Source organism: Butyrivibrio sp. AE3004, assembly GCF_000703165.1.
In the GTDB taxonomy this organism is placed as follows: domain Bacteria; phylum Bacillota; class Clostridia; order Lachnospirales; family Lachnospiraceae; genus Butyrivibrio.
Genome location: NZ_JNLQ01000002.1, coordinates 2399116 through 2415871, shown reverse-complemented (window position 1 = coordinate 2415871; position 16756 = coordinate 2399116). Strand labels below are relative to the sequence as shown.

Sequence of the window (16756 nt, the reverse complement as noted above, 5' to 3'; positions counted from 1 at the left end):
AACAGGAAGGGAAGATGCATTATGGATAAAAGAGTTTTGCTTATCGGATCACAAAGAAGCTTCATGGTAAATGCTATAGCAAAAGGACTTTCAGGTGATGGATACGAAGTTGTGCAGTGTGATTTTTCAAAGGAATCTATAGAAGCTGTGGAGAATAAGCCTGAACTTTATGTGTTGTATCTGGGAGACATTGATATTACGGATCCTGAAAAGAGCGGAATAGAGCCACTTAAATATCTTGATGAGACTATAGACAAACAGCGTTTCTTTTTATATGAAGTGGGAAATACTGATGAGCTGGAGTTCGCATCAAAATTCCTGTCCAAAATAAAGGTTACAGAAAGATTCCTTAGGCCTCTTGATGTTAAAGAACTGGCGGATCAGCTGGACATGGTAGTACAGAGTAATGCCATGGGAGAGGATCAGAAAAAGAAAATTCTTGTAGTGGATGATGACGGGACAATGCTGCGTATGATAAAGACCTGGCTTTCCGTAAAATACAGGGTATATATGGCAAGTAGCGGCAAGATAGCTCTGAATTTTCTTCAGAGTAATGCGGTTGACCTGGTCCTTCTGGATTATATGATGCCGCAGATGGGTGGACCGGAGGTTCTGCTTGAAATCAGAAAGGATGAAAAGCTAAAGAATCTTCCCGTTATGTTTCTGACCTCCAAGAGTGACAAGGAGAGTGTAGTGTCGGTAGCTTCGCTAAAACCTGCGAAATATCTTCTAAAGACAATGCCAAAGGCAAAGCTTCTTGGGAGCATCGACGAGTTTTTCTTTGGACCTATAAGATGAAGATATTTAAGAACAAATATCAGCCAAATCCAAAGAGCGCAGATGGGGTTACCATAAACGTGAAAATCATGTATACTACCATGAGATACAACAGAATAGTTTATTTTACAAGGAGAATCCCATGATTAATAAGTTGATTGCCGGTATTAAAAAGACAGAAGCACCTATAGTTGTAGGTCTTGATCCTAAGACTGATTTCATCCCGAAGAGAATTCTGGACAAAGCTTTTGCTGAGCATGGTCAGAGTGCTGAAGCGGTTGCGGAGAGTTTTTTTGAGTTCAACAAAGAAATCGTTGATCACATCTGTGACCTTGTTCCCGCTGTAAAGCCTCAGGTTGCAATGTATGAGCAGTTCGGACTTCCTGGGCTTGTGGCTTATAAAAAGACTATTGATTACTGTCATGAAAAAGGTCTCCTTGTTATAGCCGATGTAAAAAGAGGCGATATAGGTTCAACCTCTGAGTCATACGCACTTGCACATCTTGGTGCATCTAAGGTTGGTGATACACTTGTAAAGGGCTTCGATGCGGATTTTGCAACGGTTAATCCTTATCTTGGCTCAGACGGAGTTAAGCCTTTCATAAATGTATGTAATGAATTCGACAAAGGTATCTTCGTACTTGTAAAAACTTCGAACCCCAGCAGCGGTGAGCTTCAGGATAAGATTGCAGATGGAAAGCCGCTCTATGAAACAGTAGGTGACCTTGTTGAGAAATGGGGTATGGAATCAATGGATGGTTCCTACAGTAATGTAGGTGCGGTAGTTGGAGCAACATATCCTGAAATGGGTAAGGTTCTCCGCGATGTTATGCCCCACGCATTCATCCTTGTTCCGGGCTACGGCGCTCAGGGCGGTAAGGGCGCAGACCTCGTTCATTTCTTCGATAAGGACGGACTTGGCGCAATCGTTAATTCTTCAAGAGGAATCATAGCTGCATGGAAAAATGAGAAATACGGCGATCCTTCAAAGGAACTCCTTGGAGAAGCAGCAAGGGCAGCAGTTCTCGATATGAAAGAGGATATAAAAAGCGCACTCGCATAAATAAAAAAAGTTGCACTAAATTATGTTGGACATTTGTTGGACAACAGAAATTATAATGATGACATAGATAAGAAATACAGTCTACTAATGAGGAGATAAGAGTATGAAGAATAAAATATCTATGTTACTTGTTGGGACAATGATAGTTCTCGCAGGTTGTGGTAATGCAAGTACTGCAGAGACAACAGAAGCAGTTGAACAGGTTACCGAAGCTGTAGAGGATGCTGCCGAAGAGGTCCAGGATGCAACAGAAACAATTACTGATGAAGCTACAGCAACAACCGATGATGCTACGACCACCGACGAAGCTACCGAAACCAGTGGAATTACAGATGTGGTAGCAGAGCCTGAGCACACACCGATGGATATTTCGGACTGCGCTACTTTTACAGATATAGTTAACAAGCTGCAGAAGGATCAGGGCTATGCCAATACTACAATAAGCGGTACAGATGTCCTTATCGTTACAGACTACACATATGAGTGCGGTGATAACGGAGAGGTCGGAACTATCGAAGGTTATATCTACAGATATAACGAAGATAAGATTGAATATCTCGGCTATGTAACCTCAGGCGGAACAGCAAATCCTCTGATGATAGACGATGGTAAGCTCTATACAGCAGGTCATCATTTCCTTAGATCCTATGTGATAGATGATGACGGACTTAAGACTGATGAAGAAATCTATGTAAACTACGATACAGAGGGAAATGCAACTGTATATAAGGTTGAGGACGGCAAAGACGTAGCTACCGACATGACAGAAGATGATTTCTATAATCTGTTTTCTTACATGGAGAACGGTGAGTATGTCATCTTTGACACAATAAAGTAAATAACCTACTCCTAAATAAAAAAGTGATGTGAAAAGGGGCGACGCTTCAGATGATCTATCATCTGAGCGAAGCCCCTTCTTCATGCTCTTTCATACATTTTGGATACCTTTTCATAGATAGTCCAGCCCCAAGGTGTCCGCTTGGAAATGTGCAGTTCTCGGACGAGGATGATGATTTTCAAGATGAAGAAATGAATAACACTCGACTGTTACGAACAACGTTGAGAGGAGAGCGCTATTCATTTATGAGTCTTAGAAATCACACCGCAGATGAAAACAAGCATTTCCGAATGGATATCTTGGGGCCAGGCGTAAGGAAAGGCTGACGCACTGACAACTTACATGTCTTCAAGTCGTCCGTGCTTTTCATAGTTGGTAATGCGCACGGCCTTGTTGTTTTCGTCAACGAATACAACCTTAGGCTTGTGAGTATCTGCCTCCTCCTCGGAGAGGCTGCAGTAGCACATGATGATCACATGGTCACCGACCTGTACGCATCTGGCAGCAGCGCCGTTTAAACATATCATGCCACTTCCACGCTTACCTGCGATGGTGTAGGTCTCAAAACGGTTTCCGTTTTCAACATCCACAATCTGAACCATTTCATATTCCCTGATGCCTGCCGCATCAAGAAGATCCTCATCGATAGTGATGCTTCCTACGTAATCCAGTGCCGCCTGTACTACGGTTGCTCTGTGAATTTTACCTTTTAGCATTGTTAAGTTCATAATTTTTTGTACCTCTTATTCAACCACGAAATTATCTATAAGTCTGACCTTTTCTCCGATATATACCGCAACAGCTGCAAGGATGGGGCCTTCAATTTTGTCTATTTTCTGAAGCTCATTCCAGTCGACGATTTCAACATAGTCAACACGTGCGATAGGCTCTGATTCAATGATGTCTCTGATGGTCTTTATAACCTTTTTGACGTCCTTTTCGCCTTCGCGGACAAGTTCCTCACCCTTAGTGAGAGCTTTGTGGAGGATGAGCGCCTTCTTTCTCTCATCGCTGTTTAAATAGATGTTACGGGAGCTCTTTGCAAGACCGTCATCTTCACGGATGATGGGACAGCCGACAATATCAATATTGTAATTAAGGTCTCGTACCATGCGTTTTACTATGGCAAGTTGTTGAGCATCTTTTTGTCCGAAATAAGCCTTGTCGGCTTCAGAGATATTGAAAAGCTTGCTGACTACGGTGCAGACACCGTTAAAATGAATGGGACGGCTTTTGCCGCAAAGCTCTGCGGATAAAGTGTCAACACCAACATATGAATGGAAACCGTCAAGATACATTTCCTCCGGTTCGGGGTGGAAGATGAGATCTGTTCCGAGACTTTCACATAGTTTGCAATCTGCCTCAAAATCTCTGGGGTAGGTAGCAAGGTCTTCCTTTGGTCCGAACTGGATCGGGTTTACAAAATCAGAGACAATGACTTTGTCGCACTCTTTTCTTGCACGCTCTATGAGGCTTGCGTGGCCCTCATGCAAATAGCCCATTGTGGGAACGAGGCCGATGGTCAGTCCCTGCCTTTTCCATTCTCTTACGTTTTCCTTAACTTCATTTATTGTGGTTGCTTTTATCATGATCATTCTCCCTTATGCTATTACTTTTTTCTGCTTTTCTGATATTTTTAAATCTGATTTGTGAACAGATGCCCTGACTTCATCCATAACTTCCTTATCAATTTTGAAATTGTGTTCTGCAGCCGGGAAAGCTTTGGACTTAACTTCAGCGTCATATTCAAAAAAGGCTCTCTTCATTTCTTCACCGATGTTTGCATAGTGTTTTACAAATTTGGGTTTAAATCCGGAGAACATACCGAGCATATCCTGGTAAACAAGCACCTGTCCGTCACATCCGGAGCCTGCTCCGATACCGATTGTGGGGATAGAGAGTTCTTCGGAAATAAGTGTTGCCAGTTCTTCGGGTACACATTCGAGAGTAACCATGAAGGCACCTGCTTCTTCAACAGCCTTGGCATCCTCGAGAATCTGGAGTGCTCTCTCTATGTTTTTTCCCTGCACTTTGAAACCACCGAAGGCATTTATTGACTGCGGTGTCAGACCTATGTGGGCTACAACCGGAATATCTGCATTTACGATAGCTCTTATCTGTTCGCAGACGGATGCTCCGCCTTCAAGCTTTACAGCCTGAGCATGACCTTCCTTTATAAGGCGGCCTGCGTTTTTTACAGCGTCGTAAACGGAGGTCTGATAAGACATGAAAGGCATGTCTGCCACAAGAAAAGTGTTTTTTAAGGCTCTTGATACACTTGCGCAGTGATGGATTATGTCATCAACTGTTACGGGAAGCGTGTCGCTGTAGCCCATCATTGTCATTCCGAGGGAGTCGCCAATAAGGATTGCGTTGATCCCTGCTTCCTCCATGAGACATGCGGTTGTGTAGTCATAGCATGTGAGCATGCTGATTTTTTCTCCTTCGTTTTTCATCTGCTGAAGTGTAGTAACTGTGTTTTTCATTTTTTCCATCCTTTTTCATTTACAAAAGAGTAATTTTTTATCCTGAGTAATCTGCAAGTAATTGTTCCAAAGCTTTATAGTCCTGCTCCGGATGCCTTGTGCATGCGATTTCCAGAGTTTTCTTAGAGAGTGTCCGGTAGATATCGCGGTCAAGTCCCGAAAATGTCTGAAGGTGTTTTTGTACAGTTCCGAAATCGTTTCGCTCGATAGGACCTGTAAGCGCAGCTTCTGCACCTGCCAGGATAACCTTTTTTGCGTTTCCCAAAAGAAGAGGTGCGATGGCGGAAGATAAGCTTTCTTCCGGAAAACCGCACATTCGAAGTTCATCCTGTGCTGCTTTTACAAGGGCAACAACCAGATTGGAACAAAGTACGGCTGCTCCGTGATACCTCGGCTTAACATCAGCATTTATGCGGACTGTCCGCAGGTTTACAGACGAAAGCAAACCTTCGATCTTGGAAAGGTATTTTTCGTTTCCTTCAATTGTAAATAAAGCATTTGGAAGCTCCCGGTAGGAAGTGTACCTGTCAGATACCGCCAGGAGTGGATGGACTGAGAAACCGTAAGCTCCGGTTTCTTCTATATCCTTAAAGATTTCCGAAGATAAAGAACCGCTGCAATGACATATCATTTTCCCTGAAATGGGCATATGTTTAATCTGTTCCCAGATGCCTGAAATAGCATCGTCTGGAACAGTGATGAACACTATATCACTGTTTTCTACTAATGTATCTAAATCTTGAAAATAAGTCGATTTGGTAAATTCAGCTGCACCTTGCGCAGATGATTTAGTGCGGCTGTAATAGCCGGACAGAATGTGCCGGGTCTCATTAAAATGCCTGCCCAAAGAGCAGCCAACCTTTCCGGCACCTGCAAATCCAACCTTCATTGGCAACACCTCCTTTATATACGTATGCTTAAGTATAATTGAGGTGATACAGTCTCGTTCATAATGATACGAGCATGCCACGGGTCCGTTATTTTTAAAATTTAGAAATAATAAGGGTATAGTTTCTTCCGAATACCATCCATGGGAAACTATAGCAAAGATGATGACTAATGTAAATCATCAAATTTATAATAATTTCATTGATTATAAAGCGTAGATTTATTTGTGTCTGATAAAATTTAATTGGTATGTATTGGGAGTAATCTGCCAAGATTGATAACAGCTTCGGAGAAAGTGTATATGGTACCGCAGAATTATCTGGAATTACAAATAAAGCCATTTATCTTTTTGATACTTCTGGTAAGCTTTTTGTCATTAAACATTATTTATGGAAAGACAAATGAAAACATAGGAAGTAAGAGAGAAGTGCGCTCTTTTAAGGGAATGCTGATTTCTTATATGGTGTACACAGCTGTGGATTTCAGACTCATAATAGGAGATGCATTTTATACTGCTTTTCCACGTTTGATAGTAATGTTTATTATTTCTGCCGGATTCGCAGCTATGTCGTTTTCCTGCTTTTTCTGGTTCTTACATGTAAGAGCATCTATGCATCTTAAATTCAGGATTAAGCAGAGAAATGTGGTTAATTTTTGGAACATATTGGTTCATACACCTCTTTTTTGTGTTCTGATAATTCTGTTTACTCCGTTACACGTTATTGTTTATGAATTAACTGAAACCACTGTGGTTTTTAAGCCTGCTCTTATGTTTATCCTATTAATGGACTATGTTTATTTGATAGCAGCGACCGGAATATCCATCTATAACAGGAAAAATGCAAAAACAAAATCAGAAAAAAAGAAGTACAACAGTCAGATTATCTTTATTCTCTTTTTTACCATAAGTGGTCTTTTGATTGCATTTCTTTTAAATCTGCCTGCAATAGAACTGTGTATCATACCCGTTGTATTAAAGTTATTACTTGAACAGCAGGATTCACAGATCTATACGGATGCGCTTACAAAGCTCTACAACAGGAGACGGATGACTGATTTTATAACGGAAGAAATTGAGACCTGCAGTGAAAAAAAGCCTCTTACGGTTATCCTTGTGGATCTTGATTACTTTAAGAGCATAAATGACATACTGGGACATGATGAGGGAGATAAGGCACTGGTTTCATTTTCGCAGTCACTGAAAAATATTGTTGCTCCAATAAATGCTTTTGCTGCCAGATGGGGCGGAGATGAGTTTGTGGTTGCGGGAAAAGATCAGGAGCTCCCTGAAAAATTCAGGGAATGGTTACGGGAATCCCTGGAGAACAACAATAAGTTGAATTATATTCCCGAGTTCAGTGTGGGAATCACAAAATGCACTTCTCAGGATATGACCTGTGAGCAGCTCATAATCAAGGCTGATACAGAGCTTTATAAAGATAAAAACGAAAGACATAAGACTTCCAATTCTTTTGTAAAGAGACTAAGGGAAGTGAAAAGTAGGGCCGATATTTAATGATATCGCAAGGCTTCCACGATAGGAGATAATACTAAGAAAGGCGAGACCTGCGCTAAGTGGCAGGTCCCGCCTTCTTGACGTTATTGCTTGCAGCTAAAGCACATGTTGATGCATAAAAATATCAATATGAATATACCTTATAACATTGGTAAAAATATGCTATTATGATAATTTGTGTAGATTTTATGTAAAAAAACATAAATTGTTAAACATTCAAATATATAAATAGGTGCCGGCTTTGTTATTACAGGCCCGGCAGTAGGAGGGAGTATGAGAATAGAGGATATATATGATGATATGAGATCTGCTATTAACGCCTATATTAATCCGATTGATCTGGAGATAGCGCTAACGCAGCAAGAAAATTTTGGTTCCGCTATGTTGAAATTGGTGGTTATTGACAAGAAGCTGATTCCTGTTTTAAAGGAAATTGATTATACCGGATTTTTAAAAAACATTATTACTAATTTGGAGATTGAGGATAAAAATCTGCCGGTTTTCTCTTCAATTATCGATGAGAAGTTAATGATGAAAGTAGCAGATCTCTTGAAGACTGAAAGAAACAGGGTAGTAGTAAGGATAGATGATGCTGAGGGAGTGCTGTATATAGAATCCACAGTATTTATGTGCAATGTTTTATATGGACCAATTGCACAAATCCATAATCTTGCAATCGAGGCAATCGCAAACGATGTAAAGTATCGAAATGCACAGATTGAAACTTTTCCTAATTTCAAACGAGCATCTGCGCTTGAGAACTTCGTTGAAGAATGGTGTTATGAGAAAATTTTTGGAAAAAGTAAAATGAGGAAAGGAATGTTGGTTAAATGATAGAACTCAGTATTGATGACAAAAAGAATAATTATCCTTCGGTTTATAATATCTATCCGATAGTAGATGAAATTAGTTTCTTTAATAATATTCATTCCTGTAATCCGGATGAGGATGAGATGTGCCTGGATGAACAATATGGCAGACGTTTTTCCAAGTCACTTTATAATAGAGATGCTTTTGTTTATGGTGCTTCTGATAAATTGCCTTATTACTTCAGTATGAATGATGATAATTATAAAGTAGAATCTTATTTGCGAGTACCATACAGGAAAATTCCCATTTTTCAGGTAGACTCGAATAGCAGGGCAAAGGCACTGATAGAGGCATTAAAGACCGAATATCAAGATTATTATATTCTCTTTCGAGGGCAGGAAAAATTATATACGATAGAGCGAACCAAAGAAGAGAAATACAACCTGTTTGGTGATGAGAATGCTTTAGAGCCATCTTTTCTATCAAGTCACGCAAGAGAAAACCTGGATGAGAATTTTTTGAGATGTTTATGGAACTGGCAGGGACGAACTCTGTTCTCGCATCTGGAATCCTATTTAAAGACAAGACTTAAAAGCACGGAATATAGCAGGTTTCTTGCAGATAAACAGTCAATTGAGGGTTCAGAACGTCTGAGTTATTTTTCACTGGGGATGGCGCAGCATTACGGTCTGCCCAGTGTGGGACTTGATTTAACAGATAAATATGAGTCAGCACTTTGTTTTGCATCGACACATTATGAAGCGGATGACGAGAATAATCTTAATGTCACAAGGACAAAAAACTTTAATGACTCCATGATTTATGTTTTCAGATGTCCTAAAAATCTGGTATTTAACTATAAAGTAGTAAGGCCTGCTTTTATTCCCACAGGAAGACCTGATTGTCAAAACGCATGGTTTGGCCACGTTGGCTGGGGAGATGCCAAAAATCAGATGGCGATGTATTTAGTATGCTGTATTAAGGTTACTCCCGGGATGAGTGAAATCATTGATGCGGAATATGTTAAAGGCCTTTTTCCTTCTGCTAAATATGATGTGATATTACAGTTCTTTTTAGATATGAAGAAATCGGATTACAGTGAGGAGGTCAGGAAAATTCTTGGCAGAGTATATGAAGTGAATTTTAAAAATCTTAAATTACTTTGAAGAATATTAACAATATCGTTGTTTAATTGTAAAGCCAATATGCAGAGTGCTATAATTACTATACTTATGAGTTGCATTAATGGTGAAAACACCTTATAAATAGTTATTATACAAAAAACAGTCTCGGAAAGTGAGGAATTTACCAAGGTGGAAAGATACAAGGAAGAGTTTATAGAATTTATGGTGGACAGCAATGTCCTTAAGTTTGGAGAGTTTACTCTTAAGAGTGGTCGTAAATCACCCTTCTTTATGAATGCGGGAGCATATGTTACAGGTGCTCAGCTGAAGAAACTCGGTGAGTATTATGCCAGAGCGATTCATGATACCTTCGGACTTGAGTTTGATGTCCTTTTCGGACCTGCATATAAGGGAATACCGCTTACTGTAGCTACTACGATTGCTATAAGCGAGCTTTATGGCAGAGAGATACGCTATTGTTCCAACAGAAAAGAAATAAAGGATCACGGTGATAAGGGTATCCTTCTGGGAACAAAGCTCAGAGACGGTGACAGAGTCATGATCATCGAGGATGTAACAACCTCGGGTAAATCTATAGAAGAAACAGTTCCGATTATAAGAGAGCAGGCAGATGCTGATATCGTAGGCCTTATGGTTTCTCTTAACAGACAGGAGAAGGGCCTTGAGACAGATATGAGTGCACTCGATGAGATTCGTGAGAGATACGGCTTCGAGGCATCCGCTATCGTTACCATGCAGGAGGTTGTTGAGCATCTTTACGGTAAGGCTTTCGACGGTGAAGTAATAATCGATAAGAACATCAAGAAAGCTATCGATGAGTATTACAAGGAGTACGGCGCAGGCAGTATGTCTGCTAAATAAGCAGTTCTATGGAGGAGAGGAAAAAGAGACGTAAATTTAATATAAGGCTTCCGGGCAGAACACGCGGACGATATGTGTTTACTGACAAGAAGCATCCTGAAAAAGGCATCATGTCTACAGCCCTTGGAGTTATCTCCGTGGTCACCATTATCTGTGCAGTTGTCATGGCTTATAAAAATGGTGGTGAGGCTGAAGCAAGGTATGGTGTAGCGGTTATGTTCTGTTTGCTCTATTCTATTGGCGGTCTTGTCCTGGGCATACTGTCAAGGATGGAGAGGGATATTTTCAAACTTTTTCCTACAGTGGGGATAATACTCAATGCGCTTTCGCTCATATGGGTAGGATTGTTGTTGTATTTTTCTCTATTGTGAGGTGCAGTTATGGACAGAGGCAAACGGAATGAAGAAATACGCAAAAGTATCCAAATAGTAATACTTTTTTGCTATACAATATATTCTGTTGGCCTTGCGATTGTATCTGTAACAAGTTCATGGGAGTTATGGGCGATTCCGATAATATTTATCGGAGTTGTCATCTCATGGAGTGTTTATGTTTCCGGACAATTTGTTTTTAGATTCCGGGTTTTTGTCTATGCCGGGTTCATTGTTCTGGCAATTTTCTTTTACGGTTCCCATATTGAACAATTGTATAATGCGACGCTGATGATAGTGCTATCCATGATGCTTTTTTCTTTGACGGAGGAAAAGGCTTCTTTGCGTATCTTCTTTATGGGTTATCTGATGCTGATCAGTTACCATCTGATACTTATGGTTGCTAAGGTAGAGCGCTTTGAGCAGATTTCGATCGCAGTTCTGATATTGGATATTCTGGCGGTAATTCTTGCGGATCGTGTTGCCGGATATATATGCGAGATGTTTGCGGTTTCAAAAGGCATGGCTGATGAACTTGAGCGTGAGCTGAGCGACATGAAACAGCAATCAGAAGACTTTATGGCTAACATATCCCATGAGCTGCGCACACCCATAAACGTTGTTACCGGTTTGTCGGGACTTCTCATAAATGATGAGCGTGAGGAAAAAAAGAAGGCAGATCTTACTGCCATCCAAGGTGCAGGTAAAAGACTTTTCAGCAGAATCGAGGATATTCTTGACTACACGGAGATTGATACAGGTTCACTTGTGCTGTCGGAGGATGACTACAGAATATCTTCAATTGTTAATGATATTGCTACGGAATTTCGTCCAAACAGGCCGGGGGTACCTGAGCTTGTAATTGATATGGATGCGAATATTCCTGCGAGAATGGAAGGTGATGCCGCAAGGATTAAGAGAATAATGCGACATCTTGTGGTTAATGCCATCAAATTTACGGATGAGTACGGAGTTGTAAACCTGCGGCTTTTCACACGTAAAAAGGAGTATGGTGTAAATCTGTGTATTGAAGTAACCGATACCGGAATCGGTATGACAGAGGACGAGAGAATCAGGGTTGTTGAGGGTATGTATCAGATTGATTCCGGACGAAGCAGGAGAGCTGAAGGAATTGGCCTTGGTCTGTCCATAGTATTTGGCTTTGTTCGAAAAATGGGCGGTTTTGTAAGAATCGAGAGCGAGATTAAAAAGGGTACGAGAGTTACTGTCTCAATTCCTCAGACTGTTATAGATGACAGCCCGAGTGTTGTGGTAGATCATCCCGAAAAACTGGAGATTGCCTGCTATATCAGAAATGATAAGTACAGAAGTCCTGCCATAAGAGAGTATTACAATGCGATGATCATGAATATCCTTAAAGGGCTTTCGGTGCCAATCCACAAGGTTCCGGAGCTTGAGGAATTAAAGAGTCTTTGTTCCATGAATCAGATTACGCATATCATAATCGCAGAGGAAGAATATGAAGAAAATGCTGAGTATTATGAAAATCTGAAGAACGATATTTCTGTAATAGCCTCAGTATCGGCTTCATTCAAAATTCCTGATAACAGTAAGGTTATATATATACGAAAGCCTGTTTTCAGCCATTCAATAGTAAATGCGGTTAACAGGAAAATGGCAGTTTGGGAATTTGATCCGGAGACAAGCGGTAAGAAGCTTGTATTTAATAACGTAAATACTCTTGTTGTTGATGATGAGGAAATGAATCTTATTGTGGCAAAGGGCATCCTTGCAGGCTACGGTATGGATGCTGAGCTTGCCCATAGTGGAACGGAGGCAGTGCGCCTTTGTGAGAAGAAGAAATATGATGTTATTTTCATGGATCATATGATGCCTGATGTTGACGGTGTGGAAGCCATGAAGATGATAAGGCATAATGCCGGACCTGATGATCACACATCGATCATTGCTTTTACTGCAAATGCGGTGAGCGGTGTAAGAGAAATGTTCATGAAGGAAGGCTTTGACGAATTTCTGGCAAAGCCTATTGAGATATCTGAGCTTGAGCGTGTACTTAAAAAGCTCTTGCCCTCAACCATGTGGGAATATGTGACATGCACTGTTCCGGAGGATGCCGGGGATTCTCTGTATGGAAATAATATTTATGCAGGTAATTCCAATATTTTAAATGCAGCTGAAGGAACCAGGATATGCCGGGGTAGCAATGATTTTTATGCAGAGATGCTGCTTGAGTTTGACAGGGAAGCGGACGGAATCATAGAAGAGCTTCAGTCGCTTTACGATACAAGAGACTGGGAAAATTATAGGATAAAGCTTGAAGCTTTAAAGCTTTCGACCAGAATAATAGGGGCTTACGAGTTATCGCGAAAAGCTGCTGAAATTGAGAAGGCTGCTGACGATAAGTGGGAAGCTTTCATAATTGCCAATCACGATGCCCTAAAACGGAATATTGCTGCTGTAAGATCAGACATTATGCGAGTTTACGGAGGAAATGCATCATGATCATAAATCGCTTGTTTAATGTGGCAAATGATCGAAACAAGACCCTGCAGGAAAGAATTTTTTCTGTAATTCCGATAATTGGTCTTGTATCGATGTTCCTTTTGATTTTTATAGGGATGATTGTCGGTGATGATGTAGTAAATATCATTGTTATCGCAGGATCCCTTCTGTTTTTCTCATTAATCATTAATGTTTCCATAAAAAGGCACAAGGTACAGCAGGGAGCAACGCTAATAGCCGTTATTCTCGTTGTTATCATTTTGCCATTGGCTTTTATTCTTGGCGGAGGGATTTTCGGAGGATCTCCCGTATGGTTTGTGTTTGGCTATGCGTATATCGGTATGACTGTTGAAGGAAAAAGAAAGTATGTCCTTCTTGGTGTAGGCATGGTGACAATGGCTATTTCATATTACCTGGCATACAAATATCCGCAATTTGTAGTCATGCATACCACGGAAGCAGGCTTTTTTGACTCGTTTACAAGTGTAATTCTCGTCAGTGTTCTTCTGACAATAATGATTTTATTTCAGACTCAGATTTATAAATCGGAGAATAGGATAATCGAGCAGCAGAAAAAGGAGATTGAAGACCTCGGGCAGACAAAGGGGCAGTTCTTTTCAAGTGTCAGCCATGAGATAAGGACTCCTCTTGATTCAATTCTCGGATTTAATGAGATTATTTTAAGAAATGCAACAACCGAGGAGGTGGCAGAGAGTGCTCAGAATATAAAGAGTGCCAGCAAGATTCTGTTGTCTCTTATTAATGATGTTCTGGATATGAGCAGGCTTGAATCCGGCAAGATGGAAATTGTTCCGACAGAGTATGATCTTGCACTGCTTCTCTCCGAAACGGTCAACCTTATCTGGGAAGAGGCGTCGAGAAAGGGACTTGCTTTTTATGTCGATATAGATAAGACAATTCCCAGAAAGCTTGTGGGAGATGATGTGAGAATCGAGCAGATTCTGATGAATATCATAAGCAATGCCATCAAATATACAAGTGAAGGCAGCGTCAAGATTACTGTGAAGTGGAAGCCACTTAGCAATAATAAGATTACTGTTATTTTTTCAATAGAAGATACCGGAATGGGTATAAAGAGAGACAGCATGCCGTATCTGTTTGATGAATTCAAGAGAATAAATGTTGAGCAGACAAAAGGCATCAACGGTACAGGTCTTGGCCTTGCAATTGTAAAACAGCTGACAAGTGCAATGGAAGGTGAGATTCAGGTTAACAGTATTTATACCAAGGGCTCGACTTTTACGGTCTCAATTCCGCAGGAGTTTGTTTCCGATGAGCCAATCGGTGATATGGCGATTGAAACCTTAAGAAAACGCGAGACCAATCAGTTTTACAGACAGAGCTTTGAGGCTCCGAATTGCAGAATCCTTATAGTTGATGACAATCTGATGAACAGGCTTGTTACTGCCAAGCTGTTAAAAGACACCAAAATGGTTATCGATCAGGCTGAGAGCGGACAGGAGTGCATTACAAGGTGCGCTGAGATTGAGTATGACTGTATTTTCATGGATTACGAGATGCCTGAAATGGATGGTATTGAGTGTCTGAGGGAGATAAGGTCTCAGGTTGGAGGTATGTGCAGAGAAACTCCGGTAATTGTCACGACTGCCTATTCATCTGCCGACGATCAGGCAAAGTACAGGGCTGCAGGATTTGATGGATATCTGTTAAAGCCTGTCTCAGGAGAGATGCTGGAAAATACGCTTCTTCGTGTCCTTCCCGCTGAAAAGATTCACAGGACAAGTCCTACATATATCGATCCCGATGAGGAAAAGCTTTTGTCTTCAAAGGAAAGACTGCCTATTCTCATAACGACAGAGAGTGCCTGCGACCTTCCTAAGGAGATTCTTGAAAAACACAGAGTGCCAATAATCCCCCTTTATATCAAGACAAAGAACGGTGCCTTTCTTGATGGTGTTGAGGTTGAGACGGAGGGCGTACTTAAATATATGCGTGAAACCGGTGGGGATGATCTGTCGGCAGAGATTCCGACTGTCCAGGAATATGAGGACTTTTTTGCATCCCATTTGTCTGATGCTGAAAATATCATTCACATCAGTATGTCGGGAAAGGCAGGAGGTGCTTTCCATGTGGCAATGGAGGCAGCAGCATCCTTTGATAAGGTTACCGTCGTGGATTCCGAGAGCCTTTCAAGCGGAATCGGAATTCTGGTTCTTCAGGCAATAAGGCTCTGTCAGGAGGGTAAAAATGTTCAGGAATGCATAGAAGAACTTAATGTCATTAAGAAGAGGATTCATACAAGCTTTCTTATTGATAATATCGATTACCTTATACGTATGGGAAGAATTAAAAGAAGAACGGGCGGTATCAGTCGTATCTTTATGCTAAAGCCGGCCATTCTTTTCAGAGAGGGACGCGGAACTCTCGGTAAGATGATGGTTGGTACCGCTTCAAAGGCACGAAAATCGTATGTTGAGGATCAGCTTACCAAGTATGCTCCTATTGACAGAAAACTGCTTTTTATAACACATTCAGATCTGTCTACTGCCGAAATAGAGGATATCAGGCGCTGGGTGAGTAATATAATGAGCTTTGAAGAGATAATCATTCAGAAGGAGTCTGCTTCCATGGCTGCTATACACGGAAGCGGAGCTTTCGGCCTGTTGTATATGATGGGAGATAATGAGGTCTATGGCTAAGGTTCTTATAGTTGATGATGCTGAAATGAATGCTGAAGTTCTCTCTGAGATTGTCAGGATGAACGGACCGGAGACGAAGATTGCCTTTAATGGAAAGGAGGCAGTCGATTTGGTGCGTGGGGAGAACTTTGACCTTATTTTCATGGATCATCTCATGCCTGTGATGGATGGGATGGAGGCGCTTTTAGTGATAAAAAGGGAGAAGCTCTGTGAAGGCACGCCAATTGTAATGATTACTGCCAATGATTCGACAGAGGATGGACAGATGTATATTGAGGCAGGCTTTTCCGATTATATGAGAAAGCCTTTTTCAGCCGAGGTAATTTTGTCTGTTCTAAAAAAATACAAAGTCGCAAAGAGTGATGACGAAGAGAATACCTGGGAAATGCTAAAGCACAGGCTTAAAGGAATCGACCTTGATGCGGCAAAAAGGTACTGCCTTTTTGATTCTTCTTTTTATATGGAAATTTTGCAGGAGTACATAAAAGAGAATGCAATGACTCTTGCTGAAAAAAAATATGACAGATCCGATCCTGAAAGTTTTAAATTTGTGGTCGGAATTGCCAAGGATAATGCCAGGCTTATAGGTGCGGCAGAGCTTGTAGGGGAAGCTCTTTTGATGGAAGAGGCTATAAGGAATGATAATGGGGAATCCTTTGCCATTCATTTCAAAAAATTTTTGCAATTGGAAAAAAAGCTTAAGAAAGCCATAGAAAAAGCTGAAATTTTGAAGAATTCATACAGTTGCTAACAGACCGTATCTTGTGGTAGGATTGCGATAGTTGCGTTTATATTATCTAAGTCAGATATAAACTGGCATTTACAGAGGAGAAGAA

General features: G+C 40.9%; 15 protein-coding genes. 11 read left to right on the top strand and 4 right to left on the bottom strand.

Annotation, left to right across the window (positions count from 1 at the left end; all coding sequences use genetic code 11):
• The first annotated feature begins 21 nt into the window (after window positions 1-21).
• From BV60_RS0113405 to BV60_RS0113390, 3 genes are all read left to right on the top strand, one after another.
• Entirely contained in the window at window positions 22-798 is a 777-nt protein-coding gene (locus BV60_RS0113405; RefSeq protein ID WP_029322543.1) for a response regulator, read from the top strand.
• 121 nt (window positions 799-919) lie between these two features.
• Complete coding sequence (pyrF, locus tag BV60_RS0113395; RefSeq protein WP_029322542.1) at window positions 920-1840, top strand: orotidine-5'-phosphate decarboxylase; 921 nt, start codon at window positions 920-922, stop codon at window positions 1838-1840.
• A gap of 103 nt (window positions 1841-1943) precedes the next feature.
• Complete coding sequence (locus BV60_RS0113390) at window positions 1944-2678, top strand: hypothetical protein (RefSeq protein ID WP_029322540.1); 735 nt, start codon at window positions 1944-1946, stop codon at window positions 2676-2678.
• A gap of 338 nt (window positions 2679-3016) precedes the next feature.
• On the opposite strand, the gene panD is transcribed toward BV60_RS0113390, so the two are convergent.
• Genes panD through BV60_RS0113365 form a run of 4 tightly spaced genes read right to left on the bottom strand, consistent with a single transcriptional unit; the run spans window position 3017 to window position 6053 of the window.
• Entirely contained in the window at window positions 3017-3406 is a 390-nt protein-coding gene (gene panD / locus BV60_RS0113380; protein ID WP_029322536.1) for an aspartate 1-decarboxylase, read from the bottom strand.
• Window positions 3407-3421: 15 nt separating this feature from the next.
• Window positions 3422-4267, bottom strand: coding sequence for a pantoate--beta-alanine ligase (gene panC / locus BV60_RS0113375; RefSeq protein WP_197029563.1), 846 nt, complete (start codon window positions 4265-4267; stop codon window positions 3422-3424).
• A 12-nt stretch (window positions 4268-4279) separates the two neighbouring features.
• Window positions 4280-5164 carry a 3-methyl-2-oxobutanoate hydroxymethyltransferase gene (panB, locus tag BV60_RS0113370; protein ID WP_081846690.1) on the bottom strand — a complete coding sequence of 295 codons (885 nt, stop codon included), beginning with the start codon at window positions 5162-5164 and terminating at the stop codon, window positions 4280-4282.
• A 37-nt stretch (window positions 5165-5201) separates the two neighbouring features.
• Window positions 5202-6053, bottom strand: a complete 852-nt coding sequence (locus BV60_RS0113365) for a Rossmann-like and DUF2520 domain-containing protein (RefSeq protein ID WP_029322531.1) — start codon at window positions 6051-6053, stop codon at window positions 5202-5204.
• Between the two features lie 300 nt (window positions 6054-6353).
• Here BV60_RS0113365 and BV60_RS0113360 point away from each other — a divergent pair, with 300 nt between their 5' ends.
• From BV60_RS0113360 to BV60_RS22095, 8 genes are all read left to right on the top strand, one after another.
• A complete protein-coding gene (locus BV60_RS0113360; protein ID WP_029322529.1) occupies window positions 6354-7568 on the top strand; it encodes a GGDEF domain-containing protein in 1215 nt (404 codons plus the stop codon).
• 273 nt (window positions 7569-7841) lie between these two features.
• Window positions 7842-8402: a hypothetical protein gene (locus tag BV60_RS0113355; protein ID WP_029322527.1), complete on the top strand. Its 561-nt coding sequence runs from the start codon at window positions 7842-7844 to the stop codon at window positions 8400-8402.
• Window positions 8399-9544: a hypothetical protein gene (locus BV60_RS0113350; protein ID WP_029322526.1), complete on the top strand. Its 1146-nt coding sequence runs from the start codon at window positions 8399-8401 to the stop codon at window positions 9542-9544. Before BV60_RS0113355 ends, BV60_RS0113350 begins: the two co-directional genes overlap by 4 nt.
• A 147-nt stretch (window positions 9545-9691) precedes the next feature.
• Window positions 9692-10384: an orotate phosphoribosyltransferase gene (gene pyrE / locus BV60_RS0113345; protein WP_029322525.1), complete on the top strand. Its 693-nt coding sequence runs from the start codon at window positions 9692-9694 to the stop codon at window positions 10382-10384.
• An 8-nt stretch (window positions 10385-10392) separates the two neighbouring features.
• Window positions 10393-10755: a DUF6142 family protein gene (locus tag BV60_RS0113340; RefSeq protein WP_029322524.1), complete on the top strand. Its 363-nt coding sequence runs from the start codon at window positions 10393-10395 to the stop codon at window positions 10753-10755.
• 9 nt (window positions 10756-10764) lie between these two features.
• Window positions 10765-13239, top strand: a complete 2475-nt coding sequence (locus tag BV60_RS0113335) for a hybrid sensor histidine kinase/response regulator (protein WP_029322523.1) — start codon at window positions 10765-10767, stop codon at window positions 13237-13239.
• Entirely contained in the window at window positions 13236-15920 is a 2685-nt protein-coding gene (locus BV60_RS0113330; protein WP_081846689.1) for a DegV family protein, read from the top strand. Before BV60_RS0113335 ends, BV60_RS0113330 begins: the two co-directional genes overlap by 4 nt.
• Window positions 15913-16671: a response regulator gene (locus BV60_RS22095; RefSeq protein ID WP_051656726.1), complete on the top strand. Its 759-nt coding sequence runs from the start codon at window positions 15913-15915 to the stop codon at window positions 16669-16671. The genes BV60_RS0113330 and BV60_RS22095 overlap by 8 nt, the downstream gene beginning before the upstream one ends.
• The last annotated feature ends 85 nt before the right edge of the window (window positions 16672-16756 follow it).